Origin of the sequence: Burkholderia sp. MSMB0856, assembly GCF_001524645.2 — a bacterium.
In the GTDB taxonomy this organism is placed as follows: Bacteria; Pseudomonadota; Gammaproteobacteria; order Burkholderiales; family Burkholderiaceae; genus Burkholderia; species Burkholderia diffusa.
In genome coordinates this window covers 967,233-993,238 of sequence record NZ_CP013428.1, presented here as the reverse complement: position 1 = coordinate 993,238, position 26,006 = coordinate 967,233, and the positions used below count along the sequence as shown (strand labels likewise).

Sequence of the window (26,006 nt, the reverse complement as noted above, 5' to 3'; positions counted from 1 at the left end):
CCACATGATGTTTACTCATTTATTACAATCGCATTATTCCGACTGACTTGCCGCCGCCCGGCGGCCCGACCCGGCCCTTGCATGAGCGTGAAAAAGAAGACCCACCCCGCCGATCCATACGCCGCCGCGACCAAGCATCCGATGCTCGCGTCACGCCTGCCGATGTGGCGCTCGAAGCTGGTCGTGATCATGGTGTCCCTCGGTTTCGCCGCGCTGATCGGACGCGCCTTCTGGGTGCAGGTCGCGAACCAGGATTTCTACGTCGGGCAAGGCCAGAAGCGCTACCAGCGCACGATCGAGCTCGATGCGATGCGCGGGCGCATCGTCGACCGCAACGGCGCGATGCTCGCGGTCAGCCTGTCGACCTATGAAATCTGGGCAAATCCGAAACAGGTCGCCGAAATCGACTATCCGCAGATCGCGAAGCTGCTCGACATGCCGCTCGTGGAAGTGAAGCGCCGCCTGCGCAACGACCGGACGTTCGTGCTGCTCAAGCGGCAGATCGACGCCGACACCGCGAGCCGGCTCGACAAGCTCGAGATCGACGGCATCACGCAGATCGCCGACTCGAAGCGTTTCTATCCGGAGGGCGAATCGGCCGCGCACGTGGTCGGCTTCACCAACGTCGAGGACAAGGGCCAGGAAGGCGTCGAGCTCGCGGCGAACGGGCGGCTGTCGGGCACCGCCGGGCAGCGCGAGGTGATCCGCGATCGACTGGGCCGCATTGTGTCCGACACGCGTCCGCTCGTGCCCGCGCAGCACGGCGCGACGATCGAACTGACGATCGACCGGCGGATCCAGCAGCTCGCGTTCAGCCAGCTCAAGGCCGCAGTGCTCGAGAACAACGCGGTAGCCGGCAGCGTGGTCGTGCTCGACGCGCAGAACGGGGAAATCCTCGCGCTCGCGAACTACCCGACCTTCGACCCGAACGACCGCGCCCGGCTGACGGGCCAGCAGCTGCGCAACCGCGCGGTGATCGACACGTTCGAGCCGGGTTCGACGATCAAGCCGCTCGTCGTCGCGCTGTCGATCGACGAGCGCAAGGTCACACCGAACACGATCATCAACACGTCGCCCGGCACCTACAAGATCGGCCCGGCCGTGATCCACGACACGTCGAACCACGGCTCGCTGACCGTCTCGCAGGCGCTGCAGAAGTCGAGCAACGTCGCGCTCGCGAAGCTGGCGCTGAACCTGCCCGCCGAAACGATCTGGAACAAGTACCAGGAATACGGGATCGGCCGCGCGCCGGAGCTGACGTTCCCGGGCGTCGCGTCGGGCCGCCTGCGCGGCTACAAGCGCTGGCGGCCGATCGAGCAGGCGACGATGGCGTACGGCTACGGGCTGTCGATGTCGCTGCTGCAGATCGCGCAGACCTACACCGCCTACGCGGGAGACGGCACGCTGCACCCGGTGTCGCTGCTGAAGAACGGCTCCGACCCGCAGACGATCAATGCCCATCGCGGCCACCGCGTGACGTCGCCGCAAACCGCGGCGGCGATCCGTGCGATGCTCGAGTCGGCCGTCGGCGAAGGCGGCACCGGGCGCCGCGCGCGGGTCGACGGCTACCGGATCGGCGGCAAGACGGGCACGGCGCGCAAGCAGGTCGGCGCGACCTATGCGAAGGGCAAGTACCGCGCATTGTTCGCCGGGATGGCGCCGATGAGCAACCCGCGCCTGATCGTCGCGGTGATGATCGACGAGCCGCGCGGCAAGGGCTATTACGGCGGCACGGTGGCCGGCCCGGTGTTCTCGTCGGTCACGAGCGGCTCGCTGCAGTTGCTCGGCGTGCCGCCCGACGCACCGGTCGAACCAACGCCGAATGCGCCGGTCAAGGCCGCACCGCAGAAGACCGTCGCGGCGCAGAAGGCCGCGGCGCAACCGAAGACGGCGGCCGAGCAGAAGGCATCGGCGCCCGTGAAAACGGCCGCGCAATCCGGCGCGGCCGTACAGGCGAAGGCGGCGGCAGGCTGAAGCCGCCGGGGCGCACTGGGCGCCGCGCGCGGCGAACAGGTCGATCGTTCGCGGTGTCGAATGCCCGGCACGCCCGCTTTCCGCTGGCCGACACGCCCCTCTATCCGCGCGAATCCGGCCGCACGACCGTCAGTGCGCGTGCGCGGCCGCCACCGGCTTCACCATCCTGCCGAGTACGTGCTCGGTCATTCCACGCGCGAGTTCGCTCTCGCCCATGAACACGGTGCCGACGCCCTCGCTCGACAGCAACGCGGCTTCGTCGCTGCTGTTCGTGCACAGCACGACCTCCAGCGTCGGATTCAGCGTGCGCGAGATCTCGACGATCTGCCGCACGTCGAATACGTCCGGCAGCGTGACGACCAGCATCCCGGCGCGCGCGATATGCGCCTGGACGAGCACGATCGGCTCGATCGCATCGCCCGACACGGCGGCGACGCCGTCCGCGCGCAGCTTCTCGACGAGCTCGCGATTCTGCTCGACGACGACATACGCGATTCCGCGCTCGTCCAGCGCATGCGCGATCCGCGTGCCGACCTTGCCGTAGCCGACGATCACGACCTGCCCGGTCAGATGCGTCTGCGGCGTCGACATCGGCAGCGCGGCGAGCGGATCGTCGCGTGCCTCGAGCTTGCGCGCGAACGCCGAATGCTTGCGGATCCACGCGAGCGCCGGATCGATCATCGCGAACAGCAGCGTGTTCATTGCGATCGAGATCAGCGCGACCGCGAGGATCAGGCTCTGCCCTTCGGCCGACAGCAGCCCGAGCGCACGACCGAGCCCCGCGAGAATGAACGAGAATTCGCCGATCTGCGCGAGGCCCGCGCCAACCGTCAGCGCGGTGTTCAGCGGATAGCGGAACGCGATCACGAGCGCGACCGCCGCGAGCGTCTTGCCGACCAGCACGATCGCCGCGACCTCGATCACGTGCAGCGGCTCGGTGAGCAGCACCGTCGGGTCGAACAGCATCCCGACCGAAATGAAGAACAGCACCGAGAATGCGTCGCGCAGCGGCAGCGTCTCGTCGGCCGCGCGCCGGCTGAACTCCGACTCGCGCATCATCATCCCGGCGAAGAACGCGCCGAGCGCGAACGACACGTCGAACAGCTTCGCCGCGCCGAACGCGATGCCGACCGCCGCGGCAATCATGCACAGCGTGAACAGCTCGCGCGAACCGGTGCGCGCGACGAGCCACAGGATGCGCGGAAACACGCGCTTGCCGACCACGAGCATCAGCGCGATGAACGCGGCCACTTTCAGCATCGTGACGCCGAGCGTGCCCCATACGCTGCCGCCGGCCGCGTGCGCGTCGCCGGGCGGCGTGCCGCCGAGCAGCCCCGCGACGGGCGGCAGCAGCACGAGCACGAGCACCATCACGAGATCCTCGACGACGAGCCAGCCGACCGCGATGCGCCCGTTCACCGTCTCGACGAGCCCGCGCCCCTCGAGCGCCCGCAGCAGCACGACCGTGCTCGCGACCGACAGCGCGAGCCCGAACACGAGCGCCGCGCCGAGGCTCCAGCCCCACGTGAGCGCGAGCCCGCCGCCGAGCAACGTCGCGACGGTGATCTGGACGACGGCCCCCGGCAGCGCGATCTTGCGCACCGCGAGCAGGTCGCCGAGCGAGAAATGCAGGCCGACGCCGAACATCAGCAGCATCACGCCGACTTCCGCGAGCTGCTGCGCGAGCGACAGGTCGCCGACGAAACCGGGCGTGCCGGGGCCGATCACGATCCCGGCAAGCAGATAGCCGACGAGCGGCGGCATTTTCAGCAGTGACGCGAGGTAACCGAAGATCATCGCGAGACCGAAACCGGCCGCGAGCAACGCAATCAGGCTGACGTCATGAGGCATCCCCCCTCCCGAGTTCTTGTAACTATTTAGTAAGGTTCAAGAATGGAAGGATAAGGGATGAGATGGAAAAATGGCGGGCCACCGCGAAAAATTCACGCGATGGCCGCCATTGCGGGGTACTACCCCGGGCGGTCGGAACGCACCGCACGAGCCGGCCGGCAGCGCGAGGCGGATCGATCGGGCGCGGCCCGGCGCCCCGCCGCGTGCGTCAGCGCGACGCCTGCGGGAACCGCGCGCCCGGCGGCGGCTCCGGCCGCGTCGACGGCGTGCTCTCGCGCACCTTCGCGACCTGCGCGGCCGTGATCGCCGCGCCCGTATTGCCCCAGCTCGTGCGCACGAAGTTCGACACGTCCGCGACTTCCTGGTCCGACAGGCGCCAGCCGAACGGCGGCATCGTGAAGGTCGACGGTGCGGTGTGCGTACCCTGCAGCGCACTGCCTTCCAGCACGACGTGAATCAGCGACGTCGGGTCCTCGCTTTGCACGACCGGGTTGCCCGCAAGCGCCGGGAACACGCGCGTGTAGCCGTGGCCGTCGCTGCGGTGACACGCCATGCAGTTGTCGCGATAGACGGCGGCGCCCGGCTTGCTCGCGTCGCCGGTCTGCAGCGCCTTCGCCGCGGCCGCGTCGTACACGTGCGGCTGCTCGCCCTGCACGCGCGGCGGCAGCGTCTTCAGGTAGCGCGCGATCGCGGTCAGGTCGTCGTCGGTCATGTGCTGCATACTGTGGCCGACCACGTCCGTCATCCCGCCGAACGCGGCCGTGCGCAGCGTGCGGCCGGTCTTCAGGAACTGCACGATCTCGGTTTCGTTCCACGTGCCGAGCCCGGTGCGCGGCTCGCCGCGCAGGCTCGTCGGCACCCAGCCGTCGATCGCCGCGCCGCCGGCCAGGAAGTCGAGGCCGCCTGCATCGGTCAGCGCGCGCTCCTGCATCGTCGCCGCGCGCGGCGTGTGGCACGCGCCGCAATGGCCGAGACCCTGCACGAGATACGCGCCGCGCGCGACTACCGGATCGGTGTACGACGCCGCATCGAACGGCTTCGGCGCCGGCGCGAACATCTTGCGCCAGAACGTCAGCGGCCAGCGCATCGACAGCGGCCATACGATGTCGACCGCGCGGTTCTCGCGTTCGACCGGCGCGACGCCGTGCATGAAGTACGTATACAGCGCCTTCATGTCGTCGTCGCTCAGGCGCGCGTAGGACGGATACGGCATCGCCGGATACATCGTGTCGCCGTTCTTGCGGACGCCCTCGCGCACCGCGCGGGTGAAGTCGTCGAGCGTCCAGCCGCCGAGGCCCGTCTTCGGGTCCGGCGTGATGTTGGTCGAATAGATCGCACCGATCGGCGTGTCGAACTTCAGCCCGCCCGCGAACGGCTTGCCGCCGCTCGCGGTGTGGCACGCGATGCAGTCGCCCGCGCGGGCGAGGTATTCACCGCGCTTGACGAGGTTCGCGTCGGCGGATTGTGCCGCCGGCGCCGCCGGTTGCGCGAAGGCCGATCCGCCCGCGAGACCGAATGCCGCCCATGCCGTGCCGATCGCCAGTGCGCGCCGCAGCGGGGAAATTCGGCGCGCGGCGTTGTGATGGTTCACTGTCCTCTTCATGCGGTCACCAGCGGGGCGGGATTTTTCAGGTATTGCTCGCGGATCGCACGTGCCGACCAGTAGGCCAGCGCCGCGATGATCCCGGTCGGGTTGTAGCCGATGCCCTGCGGCAACGCAGACGCGCCCATCACGAACACGTTGTGCACGTCCCAGCACTGCAGGTAGCGGTTCAGCACGCTCGTCTTCGGATCGGTGCCCATGATCGCGCCGCCGACCAGGTGCGTCGTCTGGTACGCGCGCGAATCGAAGTGCTTGCCGAACTCGCGCGTCGACACGCCGATCGCCTTCGGCCCCATCGCCTCCGCGATCTTCTTCATCTGCCCGGTCACGTACTGCGCCATCTTGATGTCGTTGTCCTTCCAGTCGAAGGTCATCCGCAAGAGCGGCTGGCCGTACGAATCGCGATAGGTCGGATCGAGGTCGAGGTAGACATCTCGGTACGACATGTTCGTGCCGTGCGCGTCCATCGAGATCGTATGCGCGTAGTTGTCCTTCACGGCCTTCTTCCACGCGGCGCCCCATTGCGGCGTGCCCGGCGGTGTCGCGATGCCGCTGATCGGCTTCACACCGGCCTGGTTCACCCACAGCGGCGAACCGCCGACGAAGCCGAGCGGGCCATGGTCGAAGTTGTCCGCGTTGAAGTCGTCCACCGCGACGCCGTTGCCGCCCGCGCCGATGAACGGGTTCGTGAAGGTGTCCTTGTCGAAGAACGCCTTGATCGTCGACAGGTTCTGGTACGCGAAATTGCGGCCCACGACGCCTTCGCCCGAGATCGGGTCGTACGGCTTGCCGATGCCCGAGAGCAACAGCAGGTGCACGTTGTGATACTGGAACGCCGCGACGATCACGAGATCGGCCGGCTGGTGCACTTCACGGCCTGCCGGGTCGACGTAGGTGACGCCCGTCGCGCGCTTCTTCGTGTCGTCGAGGTCCACGCGCAGCACGTGGCACTTCGAGCGCAACTCGAAGTTCGGCACCTGCTTCAGCGCGGGCAGGATGTTCAGGTTCGGCGACGCCTTCGAGTACATGTAGCACGCATAGCCGCTGCAGTAGCCGCAGAAGTTGCACGGCCCCATCTGCACGCCGTACGGGTTCGTGTACGGACCCGACGTGTTCGCCGACGGCAGCCGGTACGGATGCAGCCCGAGCGACTTTGCCGCATCGAAGAAGCGTTGCGCCGAATACGTGTTGAGCTGCGCGGGCAGCGGGAAGTTGTCGCTGCGGTTCGCCTCGAACACATTGCCGTCGCCGACTACCTTGCCGCCGACCTTGTATGCCTGCCCCGACGTGCCGAACACCTTCTCGGCGAAGTCGAAATACGGCTCGAGCTCGTCGTAGCTGACGCCCGTGTCCTGGATCGTCATCCCTTCCGGGATGAACTTCTTGCCGTAGCGCTCCTCGTAGTGGCTGCGCAGGCGCAGCTCTTCCGGCGTGATCCGGAAATGCACGCCCGACCAGTGCAGCCCCGCGCCGCCGACGCCCTCGCCCGGCAGGAACGCGGCGAGCTGCCGGTAAGGCAGCGCGGTGTCCTGCACGCCGTGGCGGATCGACACGGTCGTTTTCGACAGGTCGAGGAACAGCTTCTTGCGGACGTTGTAGGTCAGCTCGTCGATCGTGTTCGGATACGCGCCGTCCGGATAGGTGTCGCGATACTCGCCGCGCTCCAGCGCGACGACGTTCAGGCCCGCTTCGGTGAGTTCCTTCGCGAGAATCGCGCCGGTCCAGCCGAAACCGACGATCACCGCATCGACGTGCGGCTTCTTTTCCGCTGCCATCAGGTGCGCTCCCCGTTGATCGAGACCGGGCCGTACGGATACGGCTTGCCGTTCTGGTTGACGAAATCCATGAAGTCGGCGCGCGCGCCCGGAAAACCGATCATCTTCCACGCGGCCATGTCGTGATTGCCGCCATGCACCGGATCGCAGAAGTAGCCTTCGCGCGTGTTCTGCAGCAACTGGCCGAAGAACACGACGGACGGCACGTCGTCGATCTGCGCGCCGCCTTTCTCCAGTGCGCCGAGCACGGTATCGCGAGTCGGCGCGTCGAGATCGGTGAACACCTTGCCGTGGGCCTTTTCGCAGTAGCGGTTGACGGCCGCAATGCCGAGCCGGTAGATGTCGCGCGGCACGAGCTTGAGCTGGTAGCCGAGTTCGGGCACGCCCTGCTGGAACGGCCCCTGCATGTACCACGTCGCGCCGTGCGCGTACGGGGTTTCCATCTGCCGGTCGATGAATTCGGGCACGCCGGATTCGAGCGCGCCGGGGCCTTCGGCGTCGGCCGGAATCAGGCGGTCGACGGCGGCCTGGACGAACGCCCACTCCTTCGCATCGAAAAAGGTCGGCTTGTACGGCGCGCGTTCGACACTGGCCGATGCGGTGGACGCATTGCCGGCCGCGGTCGAGGACGACGACGAGCGCAGGTCGCAACCGGCGACCGACGCGATCGGCACGAGCGCGACCGACGTGCGCAGGAAACGGCGACGCGAATTGGGTTTGTCGGGTGGCGTGGACATGGTCGGATGGTGATCGTTGGGGAACGTGGTTCGGGGCGCGCATTCCGCATGCGGCATGCCCGGCACGGCAGCCATGCCGCGCGCGGCTGGCCGTCCTGTTCTTGCGGTGTTGCGAACAACCTCGATGCGGGCGCGCCGCGCGTTGCGCGGTGGCGCCGTCATGCAGCCGTGCAGCGCGCCGGTTGTCGGCGCGCTGCATGGAGTCGACCTCTTCGCGGGTCTCATCGTCGGACAAATACCGGCTTAGCGCCCGCATCTACCCTGCATCGCCATGGCCCTATCCAACTTAGACGCCGCGCTGGCCGGCGGCAAGCGCATCGTGCACGACCCTCATTCCGGGCCCGGCGATAAACGTCGCGAATTATAGATGGAACCGGTTCCATTTCCAAAGGGTTCAATGCAATTCATTACATCGAAAATCGCAATAATGGGGAAATCGTTTTCCGGATTGCGCAAGAGCCGTGGTGCGGTCGTGTCATCGCTCACCCCGCCGGCGCGATGCGCGCGCGGGCTTCTCCCGCCCCTCCCCGGTCTGCGCGTTCCATCTCGACGCCGCGACGAGCGTCAGGGCTCCCGTCGCTGCACACGGCCTGCCGCGCCGGGCGCGACGCTCACCACGGCCACAGCATCGACGCGATCGACAACGAGAGCGCCACGCACAGCGGCGAGTAACACACGCTGTCCATCCGCGCGAAACGCGACCCGCGAACCCGCTTGAAGAAGCCGACGTAGCGGAAATCTCCGACCGCGCGCACCGCGAAGATCAATGCGAGCGCAACGATCGCGAACGCGACCGCGCCGGGATACAGGTTCGGCCACAGCCAGCCCGCGCGCGACGCCACCACGCATGCGCCGGCCAGCAATGCCGTCGCGACGGCGAGCGTGCCGAGCATGGTCGGCCGCAGCAGCGGTACCCCGTCCTGTTCGGGAATGGCCGCGCGCTTGCCGAGCCGTCCGCCGAACGCCCAGTAGACGTGAACGAGTGCGATCGCACAAAGCGTCGGCACGCTGAAATACGCGCCGGTCATCTCGGTAAGGTTCCTTGTCTCATCGTGTCGTCGTGTCGTGATCCGGCCGGAACGGCTCCGGCCGCGCGCGGCCCCGTTCCGCGCAACACGAGACGATACCCAAACCACGTGCCGCATGCATTGCGACGTCCGGTCGCAATGCGCCATGCCGCGTGCTGCGGTGCAGTGCGCGCGCGCCGTCTCACCGGCCGCCGCTTGACTTCCCTCCGGGCACCACTACCCTTTTATTCCAGTACGGCACTCGAACCGTGCATGCGCGACCGTCGCACACGTGCCGTTCGCCGGCACGCTCGATCGGACGATCGCTGCGCACCCGGGCACGACGACAACGATGAATACCCATGGAGACGACTCATGCTGATCGGTGTGCCGAAGGAGATCAAGAACCACGAATACCGCGTCGGCCTCACGCCAGCCGGTGCACGCGAACTCACGCGGCATGGCCACGGCGTGCTCGTGCAGCGCGGCGCGGGCACCGCGATCGGCCTGCTCGACGACGACTACACGGCCGCCGGCGCGGCATTGTGCGACGACGCGCGCGACGTCTTCGCGCGCGCCGACATGATCATCAAGGTCAAGGAACCACAGGCGGCCGAGTGCGCGATGCTGCGGCGCGGACAGATTCTTTATACGTATCTGCATCTCGCGCCCGATCCCGAGCAGGCGGCCGCGCTGGTGAAGTCCGGCGCGGTGTGCATCGCGTACGAGACCGTGACGGGCCCCGGCGGCGGACTGCCGCTGCTCGCGCCGATGAGCGAGGTCGCGGGACGCATGTCGATCCAGGTGGCGGCGACGCACCTCGAAAGCCCGCGCGGCGGCCGCGGCGTGCTGATGGCCGGCGTGCCCGGCGTGCCGGCCGCGCACGTCGTGGTGCTCGGCGCGGGCGTGGTGGGGACCGGTGCGCTGCAGATGGCGGTCGGCCTCGGCGCACGCGTCACCGTGCTCGACACGAACGTGGGCCGGCTGCGCCAGCTCGATCTGGTCTTCGCGAACCGGATCGCCACCGTCTGCTCGAACGCGCACACCATCGACGAAGCCGTGCGCGACGCCGACGTCGTGATCGGCGCGGTGCTCGTGCCGGGCGCGTCGGCGCCGCGGCTCGTCACGCGCGACATGATCGCGACGATGCGCACGGGGGCGGTAGTCGTAGACGTCGCGATCGACCAGGGCGGCTGTTTCGAGACATCGCATGCAACGACCCATGCGCAGCCGACTTTCGTCGTCGACGGCGTCGTGCACTACTGCGTCGCGAACATGCCCGGCGCGGTCGCGCGCACGTCGACGTTCGCGTTGAACAACGCGACGCTCGGCCATGCGCTCGCGCTCGCCGACAAGGGCTGGAAGCGCGCGATGGCAGACGATCCGCATCTGCGCGCGGGCCTGAACGTATGCGACGGCCGCATCACGTACGAGGCCGTTGCGCTGGCGCTCGGCCTGCCGTACGTCCCGGCGGAAGACGTGCTTGCCTGACTTCGGCGCGCGCCGTCACGCACCCTTCGGGCGGCCGCGCTGCGACGCGCCGCTCGCGCGCATCGTGCGCGCCAGCAGCGGCCGCAGTTGCGCGAGCGTGCGCGTGTTGAGCACGTCCTGCCGCGTGAGCCAACCACGCCGCGCCTGGCCGATACCGTATCCGAGGTTGTCCAGATCGTTCGCGCACAGTGCGTCCGAGCCGATCGCCACGGCGACGCCGGCTTTCGCGGCCTCGCGGCACCAGACGTCCGGCAGATCGAGCCGCCGCGGATCGCCGTCGAGTTCGACGAAGCAGTGGCGCGCGGCGGCCGCGGCGAGCACGCGCGGCACGTCGAGTTCGCATGCGTCGCGTTCGCCGAGCAGCCGGCCGGTCGGATGCGCGAGGATCGTGAAATACGGTTGATCCATCGCACGCAGGATCCGCGCGGTCTGCGCGTCGCCCGACAGGTCGAAGCCGTCGCGCACCGCGCCGACGACGAGGTCGAGGCGGCCAAGCACGTCGTCGGGCACGTCGAGGCTGCCGTCCTCGCGAATGCCGGCCTCGACGCCCTTCAACAGCACGAAGTCGTCGAATGACGCGTTGAGGCGGTCGATCTCGTCGATCTGCCGCACGAGCCAGTCGCCATCGGCGCGGTGACCTTTCGTATCCGGTGCGCGATCGGTGACGGCCAGATAAGCGAGCCCGCGGGCCCGGGCCGCATCCGCCATCGCGCGCAGGCTGTCGCGCCCGGCCGACGCCGCGGTATGCGCGTGCAGATCGCCATGAACGTGCCTGCGCTCGACCAGCGCTGGCAGCATGCCAGCACGCGCCGCGTCGATCTCGCCGCGGTCCTCGCGCAACTCGGGCGGCACCCAGTGAAGACCGATCGCCTCGTAGACGGATGCCTCCGTCGCGCCCGCGATCCGCTCGTCGCCGCGGAATACGCCGTATTCGTTGATCTTCAGCCCGCCGGCCTGCGCGATCCTTCGCAGTGCGATGTTGTGCGCCTTCGATCCCGTGAAATAGACGAGCGCCGCGCCGAACGCGTCGGCCTCGACGACGCGCAGGTCCACCTGCAGCCCGTTGCCGAGCATGACGCTCGAACGCGTCTTGCCGTTCGCGAGCACGCGCGCGACTTCACCGTAGCCGACGAACGCGTCGGCCACCGCGGCGGGATCGCGGGCCGTCACGAGGATGTCGAGATCGCCGACCGTTTCGCGGCTGCGGCGAAAGCTGCCGGCCGGCACCGCTTCGCCGACGCCGGCCACCTTGCGCAGACGCTCGAGCAACGGCATCAGCGATTGCGCGGCATCCGGCAGCAGGAAGCGTTGCGGCTCGCGCTTCAGGCGATCGTCGATCGCGTCGAGCAGATGGGCTTCGGTATTCGCGCCGAAACCCGGCAGCGCACGGATGTGCCCACTCTTCGCTTCGGCGCGCAGCTGTTCGAGCGAGTCGACGTGCAGTGCGTCATGCAGCGCCTTGACGCGTTTCGCGCCGAGCCCCGGCACGTCGAGCAGTTCGACGATCGCGCCCGGCAGCGCATGGCGCAGCGTTTGCTGCAGTTCGCAGGTGCCGGTCGACGCGATCTCGCGCAGCTTCGCCGCGAGATCGGCACCGATCGATGGAATCCGGCCGAGATCGCCGCCGCTCGCGATGATCGCGGGAATGTCGCGCCCGTAGTCGGCAATCGTCCGGGCCGCGTTGCGATAGGCGCGCACCCTGAATGGATTGGCGCCCTGGATCTCGAGCATGTCGGCGATTTCGGCAAAGACGGCCGCACACTCGGCATTGTGGATCGGCATGGTCGGCGTGGCTCCCTTCCACGTGGATGGCGCCGTGCGCCGGCGCGCCGGCCTCTGCCCGCCCGGCGCCGCATGTCGACGACGGCGGGCGCCCGTTGGTCATCCTGCACCGATTGCCCGTGTCATGTCGCGCGGGACATGCGGCTTGCGCGGCGCCTGCGCCGATACCTCAGAGCGATGCGCGCGGTGTCGTCGCGTAGCGGCGCTCGTACAGGGACTGGCAATGCGTGCAACGCTCGGCAGTCGGGCGTGCGAGCAGCCGCTCGTAGCCGACCGGCGCATTGCAATCGATGCATTCGCCGTAGCTGCCGTCGCGCATGTGCTGCTGCGCGCGCCCGATCGCACGCAACTCGGCCAGCTTCATCCCGATCAGCGCGTGATCCATGTCGACGAACAGATCGGCGTTCGCCTCGTCGCCCTCGTCCGGCGCCGCGCCGGCAAGCTCCGCGTAGGACTCCGACGCGCGCTGATCCTCGCTCGTGCGGATATCCGCCCGCAACGCCTGCTCGCTCTCGGTCAGTCGCTGCTGCAGCGTTCGCCGTTGTTCTTGATCGAGCGCCATCGCCGTCTCTCCTTTTCCGGGTTCCGCGCAACGAGCATACGGCGCGCGGTTGTCGTGCCGGTGCGCGGCGGGCCGGAACGCCCCGGCTCGCCGCGCCCGGATGCACGCCCGGCCGCACGAAGCGCCGGACGCCTTCGACGCAGCATAAACCCAATGCACACGCATGTGTTGACCGGCGTCAGCGCCCACCTCGTGCGCGCGAAAACGGGGGACCGACGCGATAATCCCGCATACCCGCATTCGTCTGACGCAGCCGCCGTTGAGGTCGATCAATCCCCTGTAAAAAGTTGCGACATAGATTGAAAACATGCGCGGCGAATCCGCTGCTTTGAGGGAGAACGTCATGTTGTTCGGCGTCGTCATCTGGGTGGCCCTTGCGGCCCTGTTCCCGACGATGGTCGTGCCGACGATCCAGCACGCCATCCAGCCGTCGAGTGCGCAAGCCGCGCCCGACGCCAGCCCCGCCGCCACGCCCGCTGCGTTGCCGGCGGCCGCTCAGCCGCCGTCGGACGGTTGACACGCGGTTTCACGTGCGCCGTTGCGAGGCGCATCGCATCGACGACGAAAACGCCGCGCAGAATACTTCGCAATCCTCTTCGTCAGAAGGCATTGCGCCCGACGAAGCCACGCACGACCGTCATCAGGATGATCTTCATGTCGAACCAGAAGCTCCAGTTCTGCATGTAGAACAGATCGAACTTCACGCGCGCGGCCATCGCCTCGACCTTGCGCGTCTCGCCGCGATAGCCGTTTACCTGCGCCCATCCCGTGATCCCCGGCCGTACGCGATAGCGATACATGTAGCAGTCGACCAGTTGCCGGTAGAAGTCGTCGTGTTCGATCGCATGCGGACGCGGACCGACCACCGACATCTGGCCGAACAACACGTTGAAGAACTGCGGCAACTCGTCGAGCGACGTGCGCCGCAGAAACGCACCGACAGGCGTGATGCGCGCATCGTTGCGCGAGGCCTGCCGCACGACACCGGGCTGTGCGCGATGCACGCGCATCGTCCTGAACTTGAGGATGTGAAACTCGCGGCCGTCGGCGCCCTTGCGGCGCTGTCTGAACAAGACGGGCCCCGGCGACGACAGCTTCACCGCGATCGCCAGCACCGCAAGCAGCGGCAGCAGCGGGATCAGCACGGCGACCGCGAACAGCCGGTCGAACGCGAACTTCGCCCACAGTTCCGGCGCGGAACGCGGCGTAGTCGCGAGGTTGATTGCCGGCATGCCGAGTACATCGGTCGCAGATCGCTCGACGACCGCCATCTGCCGCACGTCCGGCAACAGTCTCAACTCGACGAACTCGTCGCGCAGTTCGCGCACGATGCGCTGAATGCGCGACTCATGCGACATCGGCAGCGTGAGCCACACTTCGTCGATCTCGCCGCCGCGGATCATGCGCCGAAGCGCGACCCAGTCGCCGATCACCGGCACGCCGCCGATCCCGGCGGTGGCTGCAGCGGCCGGCGCGTCGTCGTCGAACACGCAGGCCGCCGCAAATGGGCCGGTCGGCTCGAGCTGCATGCGCTCGATCGCCACCCGTCCGTAAGCGGTCGCGCCGACGATTGCGACCCGCCGCTGCCGTGTGCGCGGATCGCCGCGCTTCATCGCCAGCGCGCCCAGTGCCAGCCTGCCGAGCAGCAGTGCCGCGTCGCCGGACAGCACCGTCCGCGCAATCCAGCGTGTCGTGACTGTGCCGCCGCGGTTCATGATCCACATCGTGCCGGCCACCGTCAGCGTGCCCGCGCACACGACGGCCACCACCGTGCGCGTCAGCACGGTTCCGCTGTCATGCGACGACGACGCCCCGCGCGACACGCGCACACTGCGCGGCAACAACGCGACCGTCAGCGCACACAGCAATGCAATCGCGCCGCGCTGCGCATCCGACAGATCGCGCCACGCGAGCCCCATCGCAACCTGCGCGGCGAGCGCGCCTGTCAGCACGAGCGCGGCATCGGCCGCGGCAATCGCGGCGCGCCGCATCGTATTCGTTCCACCCGCCGTCGCGTGCATCGTCACGCACCATGCACCGGGAATCCGCCGTGCACGTCGTGCATGCGCGGTCGCACCGGCATCGATCGCGCGCCGTTCCGCGTGCCGAGCAGCCGGCGATAGTCCGCACGAATCAGCTCGTAGCATTCGCACGCCTGGCGCTCGAGGCCGTCGCGGTCGAGCACCGTGATGCGGCCGCGACGCTGACGGATCAGTCCGGCTTCCTGCAGGTGGCCGGCTGCTTCCGTCACGCCTTCGCGACGCACGCCGAGCATGTTCGCGATCGTCTGCTGCGTGACGGCCAGTTCGTCGCCGTCGATCCGGTCATGCGCGAGCAGCAGCCAGCGGCTCAACTGCTCGCTGACCGAGTGATGCCGGTTGCACAACGCGCTGCGCGAGATCTGCGCCATCGTCGCCTGGCAGTAGTTCAGCAGCAGCCGATACGTCGCCGGGGAACGCTCGAATTCCGAGCGCATCACGCAGGTCGGCACGCGATAGGCCATGCCGCCGATACGGACTTCGACGCGGTTCGATATCGCGGTACCGCCGACGAGCGTCGCCAGACCGACCACGCCTTCGCGGCCGACCACGGCGACCTCGACCATCGCACCGTCCTCCATCAGGTGCTGCACCGACATCATGGCGGTCGTCGGGAAATGCAGGTGGCGCATCGGTTCCCCGACACGGTCGAGCATGCCGGCCTTGATTCTGACCAGTTCGAGGTGCGGTGCGATGGCACGGATGCTGTCCTCCGGGAGGGCATCGAGGATGGCGTTCGCCGAGTAGCTCGAGTGAAGATGAAGCATGTCTGTATCCCATTTTGTCGTCCGCGCCGCATGCAGCCGCGTCAGCGGAACTCGTTATCGCGATGCGCGTCCCGACGGCGACGCGGGTTGCGGCCCACAACCCTCCTTCCAATCGACCGTCGGCTTCGCGCCGCCGGATCGAATCGGCAGTCCCGTTTCGATGCGCCCATCTCAATAAGCGATTTACGTGCCAATACCCGCCTCATCCTTAATATATAAATGACCCGCGATTTTGCGCCCCCGAATTGCCGACTGAAAACCGCAAAAAGCGTCTCATTTTCGGACACCCTCTGCCGCAGCGGACACCGCCGGCGATTCGACTGATCAATGGCCACCGAGTATGCGGCGGCTCCGACAGCCGGGCCACGAAGCTTATCGTTCAACTACTTACGGCCCGTTTTCAATTGTTTCCGTGATGTCCCGCGCGTCACCCGAGCGGCGTACGACACCTCGAATGAACGTTTGAAACTGTCTCAAATATGAATCGGCATATTAATTTACGACTCTGTAAGCAAACGCACAGAACCACCGTAACTATATGATTCAATTGACCAATTCACGACAGAAATCCAAATTGTCAAATAATGTTCAATGCATTCTTAATGTTTTACCTGTACGATATGCATCGACTCCCGATTGATTCCAGATCATCATCGAATTCCAGACTTAACCGTCCATCCATATCACGGCAATTAACTCGCGAAAACATGATCTTCAAATCCGTATAACGTTTTCATTTATCCCGAATCGTCAAACTTTGTGAAGTTACGCAGTGCGCAATTTATCGAATTCAATTGCGTGCTAGCCTTTTCCCGCCATCGGCATTCGAATTCCGACGAACTCAAATCCGCACGCGCGTGCTAAATCCCCGTGGATGCCGCCGCGCGACGTGCGACCGCCCCCTACGAGGATGCGCCGTGACCCACCAGGCCAATGAAGCCGTCGCCCACGCGAGCGGCATGATCGAGCTCTCCCACAGCTTCGACGCCAACCGGTTCCTCGCGGCCCTCGACCGCGAGGAACGCGCCACGCTGATTGCCAATCTTCAGCTCGTTCACCTGAAATCGGGCCAGGTGCTGTGCGAACCCGGCGAAATGCTCACCGCGGTTTATCTGCCCGTCACGACGGCGATTTCGCTGCAGTACGTATCGTCCGGCGGCATGACGCTGGAAGTGGCCGAGATCGGCAGCGAGAGCGTCGTGTGCGACGACGTGATCGGCGGCAGCGGCCGGATGCCCTGCCGTGCCGTCGCATGCCGCGACGGCTTCGTCTACCGGCTGGACCGACGCGTCTTCGCCGCCGCGTTCGATGCGTCACCGGTGATTCGCCACCTGGTGTTCGTCTGCGTGCGGCTGCTGATGGCCCAGGTATCGCAGATCACGTTCTGCAGCCGCCATCATGTGCTCAAACATCAGTTATGCAGATGGTTCCTGCTCGCCTACGACCGGTCCCGCAGCATCGAGATTCAGGTGACTCACAGCATGCTCGCGCAGATGCTCGGCGTGCGGCGCGAGACGGTCACGGACGCAGCCGGCGAGATCCAGAAACTCGGCCTGATCCGCCAGTACCGGAGCTCGATCGAGCTTGCCGACCTTGCGGGCCTCGAGAAAATGTCGTGCGGCTGCCGCGCGATCGTGCGCGACGAGATGAAGCGCATCCTGTCGGCCGACTCGAGCGTGACCGCTGCGGCACGCGCGTGATACGCACGTCGTTTCGGCGCACGCGTGCGATCCGAGTCAGCCGATTGTAGGGTGGCGAACAGAACGCCGTGCTTGCGAATGGTCTACTGATGCCGGACTGCCGGGGGGATGTCAGCGCGCTGCGCGCGTCCGCCCGTGCGGACGACACCACACACGCCGGAGCAGCACGTGAAAAACGAAATCAGAACCATCCTCAAGCACGTCGCCCACCTCGAAGCCGCGATCGACTCGATCGGTGACGGGGACGACCTCTACGAAGCGGGCCTCTCCTCGCTCGACACGATCCAGTTGATGCTCGCGATTGAGAAGCAGTTCAACATCGAGATTCCCGACGAGATGCTGAACCGCAATCTGTTCCGCAGCATCGACGCGCTCGCGGATACGATCGCGACCCTGCAACGCTCCGAGCATTCCGCATGAGCGCGCTGCTTCCCGAACTCGCGGCCGACGACGAAGCACGCCGGCTCGACGAGGCCGCGCATGCCGTTGCGCATATCGCCGCCCAGCATGCGGATGCGGTCGATCGCGACGCGCGCTGCCCCGTTGAAGCGATCGAGGCCATGCGCGCGCGCCGCCTGCTGAGCGCAATGGTCCCGGCCCGGCTCGGCGGTGCCGGCGCGTCGCTGGCCGACATCGCGTCGGCATGCTCGATCCTCGGGCAAGCGTGCGCATCGTCGGCGATGGTGTTCGCGATGCACCAGATCCAGGTCGCCTGCATCGTCAATCACGCCGCCGACCAGGGCTGGCACAAGCTGTTCCTGCAGCAGCTCGTGCGCCATCAGTGGCTGCTCGCGTCGGCGACATCCGAAGACGGCGTCGGCGGCAACCTGCGCGCGAGCCAGTGCGCGCTCGAGACCAACGGCGGCGCATTCCGGCTGCACAAATCCGCACCGACGATCTCGTACGGCGACTATGCCGACGGCATCCTCGCGACCGCGCGGCGCGACGCAGACGCGCCGGCGTCCGAGCAGGTGCTCGTCACGCTGCTGCGCGACGGCTATACGCTCACGCGCCGCGGCGAATGGGACACGCTCGGCATGCGCGGAACGTGCAGCAACGGCTTCGTGCTCGACGCACGGGGCGCGACCGAACAATGCCTGCCCGTGCCGTTCGCGCAGATCGCCGAACAGACGATGGTGCCGGTTTCGCACATCCTGTGGGCGGCGGTGTGGATCGGCGTGGCCGGCGATGCGTTCCATCGCGCGCATCAGTTTTTCCGCGCGCAGGCGCGCCAGACCGACGGCGCGCCGTCGCCCGCGTCGCGGCGCATCGCCGAATCGCTTGCGCTGATGCAGGCGATGCAGGCCCGCGTCGACAACGTACTGCGCCTCTATGCCAGCGCGTCGCCCCGCTCGTGGTCGGCCGGCATGGCCTGGGCCGCCGAGATCAACACGCTGAAAACCTATGTGTCGTCGACCGCGCTCGAAGTCGCACAGCAGGCGATGATGATCTGCGGGATGGCCGGCTACAAGCACGGCACGCCGTTCAGCATCGGCCGCCACCTGCGCGACCTGCACGCGGCGCCGCTGATGATCAGCAACGACCGCATTGCCGCCAATACCGCGAGCCTGCTGCTCGCATTGCGTCCCGCGACGCTGGAGAAACATTCGTGAACGACCGCCTGTCCGTGCCCTCTGCCGCCACCCCGTCCGACGCACCGCTCGACCACGCGGGCGTCAATCCGCTGCGCGACGCGCTGATCGATGCGGGCCTGCTCGTGTCGACCGGCATCCAGGGCCTGTTCGGTCGCAGCGAACGGTTCGAGCGCGTCGTCGAAGCGCTCGACGCCTTCGTCACGCGCCTCGGCGCCGACCAGCAGGCCGAAGTGCTGCGCTTCCCGCCGGCGATGAGCCGCACCGAGTTCGAGCGCAGCGAATACATGAAGAGCTTCCCGCAGCTCGCGGGCAGCGTGCATGCGTTCTGCGGCGACGAGCAGCGCCACCAGCGCGTGCTGCAGTGCCTCGACCGCGGCGAGGACTGGACCGAAAGCCAGAAGCCGACTTACGTCGTGCTGACGCCGGCCGCCTGCTACCCGGTCTATCCGGTCGTCGCGCGCGCGGGTGCGCTGCCCGACGACGGCCGCATCGTCGACGTGTTCTCGTATTGCTTCCGCCACGAGCCGTCGCTCGACCCGACCCGCATGCAGCTGTTCCGGATGCGTGAATACGTGCGGATCGGCACGCCCGAGCAGATCGTCGCGTTCCGCGCGACGTGGATGGAGCGAGGCACGCGCATGATCGAGGCGCTGCGCCTGCCGAACGCGATCGATCTCGCGAACGATCCGTTCTTCGGGCGCGGCGGCAAGATCGTCGCGAACAGCCAGCGCGAGCAGAACCTGAAGTTCGAGCTTCTGATCCCCATCGAGCACGACGATCGCCAGACCGCGTGCCTGAGCTTCAACTACCACATGGATCACTTCGGATTGCTGTGGGACATCCGCACCGCGACGGGCGACGTCGCGCACACGGGCTGTGTCGGCTTCGGCCTCGAGCGGCTGACGCTCGCGCTGTTCCGTCATCACGGTTTCGACATCGACGCATGGCCGGCCGACGTTCGCGACGTGCTGTGGGGTACGCGATGAAATTCGTGTCCCGCGACGGCGAGGACGCGTCGTTCGAGGACGTGCGCCATCGCGCACGCCACTATCGGCCGCACCCGCTGCACAGTCAGGAGATGGTCTGGAAGCAGACCAACTGCTACGTCGACATGTGGCTCGAGGTGCTCCGCTGGTGGGGCCTCAATCCGTACGCGGCACTGCCGTTTACGATCGCGCTCGATTTCGAGGGCGACCAGTTCACGTTCTTCAAGTTTCCGCACGACGAACTGGAGCGGCTTTACGGAATCGTCGTGCAAGAGCATTCGATCTACGAGCCGCTCGACCAGCACATCGAGACGCAGGTCGCGCGCGGTCACCTGATGATCGTCGAGGTCGACGCGTGGTTCCTGCCGGACACGCGCGGCAGCAGCTACCGCGCGCAGCATACGAAGACGACGATCGGCATCGACTCGATCGATCGCACGCACCGCCAGATCGGCTACTTCCACAACAGCGGCTATTACGTGGCCGAGGATGTGGACTACGACGGCCTCGTCGGCGGCGGTTCGCCGATGCCGCTGCCGCCGTACGTCGAGTGCGCGAAGCGGCGTTTCGCGCCGCTCGACGAGCGCGCGCTGTGCGAAGCCTCGCTCGCGGCGCTGCAGCGCCATCTGCGCCGCCTGCCGGTCGTCAATCCGGTCGCGGCGTTCCGGCGCCAGTTGCAGATCGATGCGAAGTCGCTCGCCGATTCGCCGCTCGAACGGTTCCACGCGTACTCGTTCAATTCGGTGCGGCAACTCGGTGCAAACTTCGAACTGTTCGGCCATTACGCGCGCTGGTTGCAGGCAAGCGGCTGCGTCGGACCGTTCGCCGAGATTCGCACCGCCTGCGACCGCATCGCGTCCGAGGCGATGGTGCTGGAGTTCCGGCTGGCGCGGGCCTGCGCGCGCGGCAAGGAAGAGCGCGGCGACGCGACGCTCGAAGCGATCGAAGCGGCATACGCCGACCTGATCGACTGCGCGCGGCAGATCACCCCGCCGCTTCAGCGCGCGGTGCCCGTTCGCGTCGACGCGGCCCCCGTGCCGTCGATGCGGTGAGACGCGCGCCCGCCGCGCTCGCGTGGTCGATGCTCGCCACGGCAGCGGGCGCCACGCGCGGGCCGCTCGATCTTCCCGCCGACGGCTGGATCGCCGCCCCCGTCCCCGGCACGGTCGCGCAAGCGCTCGTGCAGGCCGGACGACCCGACGATACGGCGTCGCTCGACGAGCGCGACCACTGGTATCGCGTCGAACTGCACGGGCACGGGCCGCGCGTGCTGCGCTTTCACGGCCTCGCGACACTCGCCGAAGCCTGGCTCGACAACACGCCGATCCTGCGCTCCGACAGCATGTTCGTCGCGCACGACGTGCCCGTGTCGCTCAATGGCACACACCGCCTGACCGTCTGCTTCCGCGCCCTCGCGCCGCACCTGCGCGACGTGCGCGCACCGCGCCGTGCACGCTGGCGCACGCGACTGGCCGAACCAGCGACGCTGCGCACCGTTCGCACGTCGCTGCTCGGGCACATGCCCGGCTGGTTTCCGCGCTGCGTGCCGACCGGACCGTGGCGGCCCGTCGACGTGCTCGATCCGGCCGACGGGCCCGTTCTCGTTCATTGCGACCTGCATGCGCGCATCGATGGCGACACCGGCTGGCTCGACGCGGAACTCGCGTTCGCCGGGCCGCTGCCCGATGCGTTCACGGCCCGGCTGTCGTGCGGCGAGCACCACGCGACGCTCGAGCGCAGCGGCGCCGACCGGCTGCACGCGACCGTCGCGGTGCCGAACGTGCGCCGCTGGTGGCCGCACACGCACGGCGAACCGGTGCTCTATGAAGTCGCATTGCACATCGGCGCCGATCGACGACCGCTCGGCGCGACGGGGTTTCGCACGATCGAGCAGGACGCGGGCGACGACGGCAAGGGCTTCGGCCTGCGCGTGAACGGCGTGCGCGTGTTCGCGCGCGGCGCCTGCTGGAGCAGCGCCGCACCGCTCGCGCTGCACGCCGACGACGCAACCTATGGCCGGCTGCTCGGACTCGCGCGCGACGCCGGCTTCAACATGATTCGCGTCGGCGGCACGATGGCGTATGAGGCCGACGCATTCCACGCATGGTGCGACCGGCTCGGACTGCTGGTCTGGCAGGACTTCATGTTCGCGAATTTCGATTACGCGCTCGACGATCGCGCGTTCGCGGACGCCGTCGATCGCGAAGCCGAACAGTTCCTCACGCGCCACCGCGCATCGCCATCGCTCGCAGTTCTGTGCGGCGGCAGCGAGATCGCGCAGCAGGCCGCGATGTCGGGGCTCGGGCCGAAGCAGCGCTTCCTCGAACTGACCGCCGAGCGCCTCGCCGGCCATGCGGCGGCGCGACGGCCCGACACGGTTTACGTCCCCGACTCGCCCGACGGCGGCGTGCTGCCGTTCATGCCGCGCGAACGTGTGTCGCACTACTACGGCGTCGGCGCGTACCTTCGCCCGCTCGACGACGCACGTCGCGCCGACGTGCGCTTCGCAAGCGAATGCCTCGCGTTCGCGAACGTGCCGTGCGATGCGATGCTCGCAAGCCTCGGCTGGCCGGGCGTTCATGAGCCGCGCTGGAAAGCGGCCGTACCGCGCGATCCCGGCACGTCGTGGGATTTCGACGATATTCGCGATCACTATCTGCAGACGTTGTACGACGTGGCACCCGACCGCCTGCGGCGCGAGGACCCGTCGCGTTACTTCGAGCTGTCGCGCGCGGTGATCGCGGACCTGATGCGCGACACGTTCTCGGAATGGCGGCGCACCGGCTCACGCTGCGCGGGTGCGCTCGTCTGGCAGTTCCAGGACGTGATGGCGGGCGCCGGATGGGGCTTGCTCGATGCGACGCATCGGCCGAAATCGGCATGGTATGCGCTGCGCCAGGTACTTCAACCGGTGCAGGTCCTGCTCGTCGACGAAGGACTGAACGGGCTCGACGTGCATGTGATCAATGAGCGGCCGGCGCCGCTGTCGGCAGCGGTCGAGCTGGTCGCGCTGCGCGACGGCCGTACGCCGGTCGCGCGGGCCGGCGGGGCCCTCCGGATCGCCGCGCACGACACGGTGCGGCTCGAGTCGGCCGAATTGCTCGGCCGCTTTTTCGACTGGACCTATGCGTATCGCTTCGGCCCGTGCGAGCACGATACCGTCGTCGCGACGCTGCGCGCCGAGGACGGCACGCTGCTGTCGCAGGCCTTCTACTTCCCGTCCCGCACGCATCCGGCCGTGTTCGCCCGCCGCGAACCCGGCATCGAGGCATGCGTGTCGCGCACCGGCGACACGTGGCACGTCGACATCGATACGCGCCACGTCGCGCGCCACGTGCAGATCGACGCACCGGGCTTCGTGCCGCGCGCCGACTGGTTCGATCTCGCGCCCGGCACGCCGGCACGCGTCGCGCTCGTGCCGCTGGATAACGCCGGCGACCATCCGGCCGCCGGCGCGCCACCGACCGTCGAGATCCGCGCGGTCAACGCCGCACGAACCGTGCGCGCCGCGTTGGCCGGCTGACGCGGGCGGGACCGCTCACACGGTCGCACGGCCGCGCCGCGCACGTCAGTCCGACGAGCCCGTGCCGCGCGGCCGCTCGATTCCGTACGCTTCCATCCAGCGATAGAGCGTGGCACGCGACACGCCGAGCTCGCGCGCGGAAGCGGCGACGCGTCCGCGCGTGCGCAGCAGCGCGGTTTCGATCGCTTCGCGTTCGATCGACTTGCGGATATCGGCAACGGACGGCGACGCCGCGTCGAGACAATATTCGAGCTCGAGATCCTGCGCGGTGATCAGGCGCCCTTCCGTCATCACGACCGCGCGCCGCACGCGGTTGATCAGCTCGCGGACATTGCCCGGCCAGTCGTGCTTGTAGAGCGCCGTGATCGCATCCGTGGAGAAGCCGCGCACGCGATGGCGCGCGTCGCCACGAAAGCGTTCCAGCATGTGATGCGCGAGCAGCTCGATATCCTTGCCGCGCGCACGCAGCGGCGGCTGATCGATGCGCATCACGCAAAGACGGTGGAACAAGTCCGCGCGGAAACGCCCTTCTTCCATCGCTTCGCGCAGGTCGACGTGCGTCGCGGAGACGATCCGCACGTCGACCGGCACCGGATCGCTGCCGCCGAGGCGATGAATCGCACGCTCCTGCAGGAAGCGCAGCAGGCTCGCCTGGCTCTCGTGCGGCAGGTCGCCGATTTCGTCGAGCAGCAGCGTGCCGCCGTTCGCGGCTTCGACGTAGCCGATCTTGCGTGCGTTCGCGCCGGTAAACGCGCCGCGCTCGTAGCCGAACAGCTCCGATTGCAGCAGGTGGGGCGGGATCGCACCGCAATTGACCGCGACGAACGGGCCGTTGCGCCGTTCGGAATGACGATGGATCGCGACGGCCGTCAGTTCCTTGCCGGTGCCTGTCTCGCCGAACACGAACACCGGTGCGTCGGTGCGCGCGAAGCGCCGCACCGTATCGAACAGCCGCAGCATCGCGCTGCAGGTGCCGACGATGCCGTGCTCCCGCGATTCGAGCGCTTCGCGATCGCGCGCGAACAGGCATTCCATTCCGTACGCGTGGCCGACCGTATCGGCGATTCGTTGGTGCGACGCGGGCAACGTGATGTAGTCGAAGCAATAGTCGCGCAACAGTGCGCGCACGTTCGGCGAAGCGGTCTGACCGGTTTCGACGAGCGCGACCCATACGACATCGCGCATCGACGCGCAGGTCGACGCGATGCTGCCGATCGCGTCGGCGTGGCCGCCGCTCAGGTCGAGGATGCCGCAGGTGATTTCGCCGGAGGTGTCGCGCAATTCGTTTGCGTGCGCAACGACCGTCACTTTCCAGTCACGCCGGGCAAGTTCCTTGCGCAGCATGACGGACGGCGACCGGGTCCAGTAAATCAGAGGACGCTGCCCGGTAGTCCTCCCCCCGCCGGCGCTCTTATCGCGCGTTATTGGCATATTCATAACGAACCATCACTTTCTCCACTCCGCGAACCGTTCGCGTGCGCTGCGGACGGCGGCGCATGGCCGCCTGTCCGCGCTGCGTTTCCGCAGCTTTGGCGAAGATCGAAACTGCACACGGCGAGAGCCCCCGGAGGTCGAGCCGGATGTCATCCGGCCTCGTTGTCATCGAACTCGAAGGGAACGCACGGCCGCGGGAGCCGCGGCGTTCCGGCTTTCATGCGACGCGCCGTCAGGTGGAGCACGTCGGCAAACGGGAATTCCGTCCGCATTTGCGTCGCGTCGTACACGACAGTCGCGCCCGATGCTGAACCGGATGGCCGCCAACCCGCTTTCGGAATGGTGACCTCATTTCATCCGCTCCTGAATTTACACCCCGTATCGAGATGGCCTTGTTACCAAAAGCTAAACATCGATTCAGCCGATTACGGTGCCGCTCCGCCTGCGCGGCGCGCGTTTAGCGACTCAGATTTGATTATCTACGACCATTCCCGTCAATCAGTGGCAAATCCCACTTTTCTGCAAGATCGGCCCCTCCCATTGCCCGCGATTCTCGCCTGAATCGAACAAAAAGTCCGGACAGCATGTTTCGTCCGTCGGTAATCACGCGTCGCGCGCGACGCAGCATGACGCATCGAATGCGGGCAAACCGGGCGTGTTCGTTACAACATCGTAACGAAGCGGCCGGCCGGACCATCCGCCTACTGCCGCGATGCAGCATGACCTCCATGCCTGTCGCACCCCCTGTCGCTGCCGACGTGCCGATGCGACAGGCACCGCACTGGTGCAAGCCCGCATGCAGCCCGAAAAGGGCCGGGCAGCGCTAAATGGCAAGTATGCGCGTGTTGGCCGGCGCGGCGAAACGATCGCGGCCCGATGAAGGATGTGCGCACCGCGAGGAAACCGGCGATGCGATGGATGTTGGCTTGCGAGCGACAGCCGATCGCGAGGCGCGACCTGCCTGCCGTGAACGATCGCAATCTTCAAGTACGGCCCCGGTTTTTCAATCGCGTTCGATGCGGACGACCTCGCTGTGAATTTCGCAGCGGGCGTCGCGACGATTCAATTATGGGAAAGCCGCCATACGGCCACCGTGTGCTACCGCACATTGCCCCGTTCGCGGCACGCGGTCCGTGTCGCGCAGCCGGCATCGACCGCGCGAAACAGGAATAACGGGAGC

General features: G+C 67.4%; 19 protein-coding genes. 9 read left to right on the top strand and 10 right to left on the bottom strand.

The annotated features are described in order from the left end of the window. Positions 1–81 precede the first annotated feature (81 nt). Entirely contained in the window at positions 82–1,974 is a 1,893-nt protein-coding gene (locus tag WS87_RS22105; protein WP_059818976.1) for a peptidoglycan D,D-transpeptidase FtsI family protein, read from the top strand. A 129-nt stretch (positions 1,975–2,103) separates the two neighbouring features. Here WS87_RS22105 and WS87_RS22100 read toward each other — a convergent pair whose 3' ends face one another. The 5 genes from WS87_RS22100 to WS87_RS22075 form a co-directional block, all read right to left on the bottom strand. Next, complete coding sequence (locus tag WS87_RS22100; RefSeq protein WP_059525184.1) at positions 2,104–3,825, bottom strand: cation:proton antiporter domain-containing protein; 1,722 nt, start codon at positions 3,823–3,825, stop codon at positions 2,104–2,106. A gap of 208 nt (positions 3,826–4,033) precedes the next feature. Then, positions 4,034–5,428: a cytochrome c gene (locus WS87_RS22095; protein WP_059818975.1), complete on the bottom strand. Its 1,395-nt coding sequence runs from the start codon at positions 5,426–5,428 to the stop codon at positions 4,034–4,036. Beyond that, the gene (locus WS87_RS22090; RefSeq protein WP_059525180.1) at positions 5,425–7,203 is read right to left on the bottom strand and encodes a GMC family oxidoreductase; all 1,779 of its coding nucleotides are present in this window, start codon (positions 7,201–7,203) and stop codon (positions 5,425–5,427) included. Before WS87_RS22090 ends, WS87_RS22095 begins: the two co-directional genes overlap by 4 nt. Continuing rightward, complete coding sequence (locus WS87_RS22085) at positions 7,203–7,940, bottom strand: gluconate 2-dehydrogenase subunit 3 family protein (RefSeq protein WP_059818974.1); 738 nt, start codon at positions 7,938–7,940, stop codon at positions 7,203–7,205. The genes WS87_RS22090 and WS87_RS22085 overlap by 1 nt, the downstream gene beginning before the upstream one ends. A 611-nt stretch (positions 7,941–8,551) precedes the next feature. Continuing rightward, the gene (locus WS87_RS22075; RefSeq protein ID WP_059818973.1) at positions 8,552–8,968 is read right to left on the bottom strand and encodes a DUF3995 domain-containing protein; all 417 of its coding nucleotides are present in this window, start codon (positions 8,966–8,968) and stop codon (positions 8,552–8,554) included. Positions 8,969–9,322: 354 nt separating this feature from the next. Here WS87_RS22075 and ald point away from each other — a divergent pair, with 354 nt between their 5' ends. Next, on the top strand, positions 9,323–10,438 hold the full coding sequence (ald, locus tag WS87_RS22070; protein ID WP_059525694.1) for an alanine dehydrogenase: 1,116 nt from the start codon (positions 9,323–9,325) through the stop codon (positions 10,436–10,438). A gap of 15 nt (positions 10,439–10,453) precedes the next feature. Here ald and polX read toward each other — a convergent pair whose 3' ends face one another. Both polX and WS87_RS34590 read right to left on the bottom strand, forming a co-directional pair. Then, a complete protein-coding gene (gene polX, locus WS87_RS22065; protein WP_059818972.1) occupies positions 10,454–12,220 on the bottom strand; it encodes a DNA polymerase/3'-5' exonuclease PolX in 1,767 nt (588 codons plus the stop codon). A gap of 169 nt (positions 12,221–12,389) precedes the next feature. Further along, positions 12,390–12,782: a TraR/DksA family transcriptional regulator gene (locus tag WS87_RS34590; RefSeq protein ID WP_059818971.1), complete on the bottom strand. Its 393-nt coding sequence runs from the start codon at positions 12,780–12,782 to the stop codon at positions 12,390–12,392. A 343-nt stretch (positions 12,783–13,125) separates the two neighbouring features. Here WS87_RS34590 and WS87_RS34045 point away from each other — a divergent pair, with 343 nt between their 5' ends. Further along, on the top strand, positions 13,126–13,299 hold the full coding sequence (locus WS87_RS34045) for a hypothetical protein (protein ID WP_175907158.1): 174 nt from the start codon (positions 13,126–13,128) through the stop codon (positions 13,297–13,299). A gap of 82 nt (positions 13,300–13,381) precedes the next feature. Here the strand turns inward: WS87_RS34045 and WS87_RS22050 are convergent, their stop codons facing one another. Further along, complete coding sequence (locus tag WS87_RS22050) at positions 13,382–14,773, bottom strand: undecaprenyl-phosphate glucose phosphotransferase (RefSeq protein WP_059819648.1); 1,392 nt, start codon at positions 14,771–14,773, stop codon at positions 13,382–13,384. A gap of 32 nt (positions 14,774–14,805) precedes the next feature. Beyond that, the gene (locus WS87_RS22045) at positions 14,806–15,588 is read right to left on the bottom strand and encodes a Crp/Fnr family transcriptional regulator (RefSeq protein ID WP_059818969.1); all 783 of its coding nucleotides are present in this window, start codon (positions 15,586–15,588) and stop codon (positions 14,806–14,808) included. 917 nt (positions 15,589–16,505) lie between these two features. Between WS87_RS22045 and WS87_RS22040 the strand changes: the two genes are divergently transcribed. The 6 genes from WS87_RS22040 to WS87_RS22015 all read left to right on the top strand — a co-directional run bounded on the left by WS87_RS22040 (position 16,506) and on the right by WS87_RS22015 (position 23,392). Further along, the gene (locus tag WS87_RS22040) at positions 16,506–17,288 is read left to right on the top strand and encodes a Crp/Fnr family transcriptional regulator (protein WP_175914879.1); all 783 of its coding nucleotides are present in this window, start codon (positions 16,506–16,508) and stop codon (positions 17,286–17,288) included. Between the two features lie 168 nt (positions 17,289–17,456). Then, positions 17,457–17,708: an acyl carrier protein gene (locus tag WS87_RS22035; RefSeq protein WP_047903457.1), complete on the top strand. Its 252-nt coding sequence runs from the start codon at positions 17,457–17,459 to the stop codon at positions 17,706–17,708. Continuing rightward, on the top strand, positions 17,705–18,901 hold the full coding sequence (locus WS87_RS22030) for an acyl-CoA dehydrogenase family protein (RefSeq protein WP_059818967.1): 1,197 nt from the start codon (positions 17,705–17,707) through the stop codon (positions 18,899–18,901). The genes WS87_RS22035 and WS87_RS22030 overlap by 4 nt, the downstream gene beginning before the upstream one ends. Continuing rightward, entirely contained in the window at positions 18,898–19,869 is a 972-nt protein-coding gene (locus WS87_RS22025) for an amino acid--[acyl-carrier-protein] ligase (protein ID WP_059818966.1), read from the top strand. The genes WS87_RS22030 and WS87_RS22025 overlap by 4 nt, the downstream gene beginning before the upstream one ends. After that, a complete protein-coding gene (locus WS87_RS22020) occupies positions 19,866–20,921 on the top strand; it encodes a DUF1839 family protein (RefSeq protein WP_059818965.1) in 1,056 nt (351 codons plus the stop codon). Before WS87_RS22025 ends, WS87_RS22020 begins: the two co-directional genes overlap by 4 nt. Further along, a complete protein-coding gene (locus WS87_RS22015; protein ID WP_059818964.1) occupies positions 20,918–23,392 on the top strand; it encodes a glycoside hydrolase family 2 protein in 2,475 nt (824 codons plus the stop codon). The genes WS87_RS22020 and WS87_RS22015 overlap by 4 nt, the downstream gene beginning before the upstream one ends. A gap of 45 nt (positions 23,393–23,437) precedes the next feature. Here the strand turns inward: WS87_RS22015 and WS87_RS22010 are convergent, their stop codons facing one another. Beyond that, positions 23,438–24,829 (bottom strand): sigma-54 dependent transcriptional regulator, encoded by a 1,392-nt coding sequence (locus tag WS87_RS22010; RefSeq protein WP_059525160.1) that lies wholly within the window; start codon positions 24,827–24,829, stop codon positions 23,438–23,440. Positions 24,830–26,006: the final 1,177 nt, after the last annotated feature.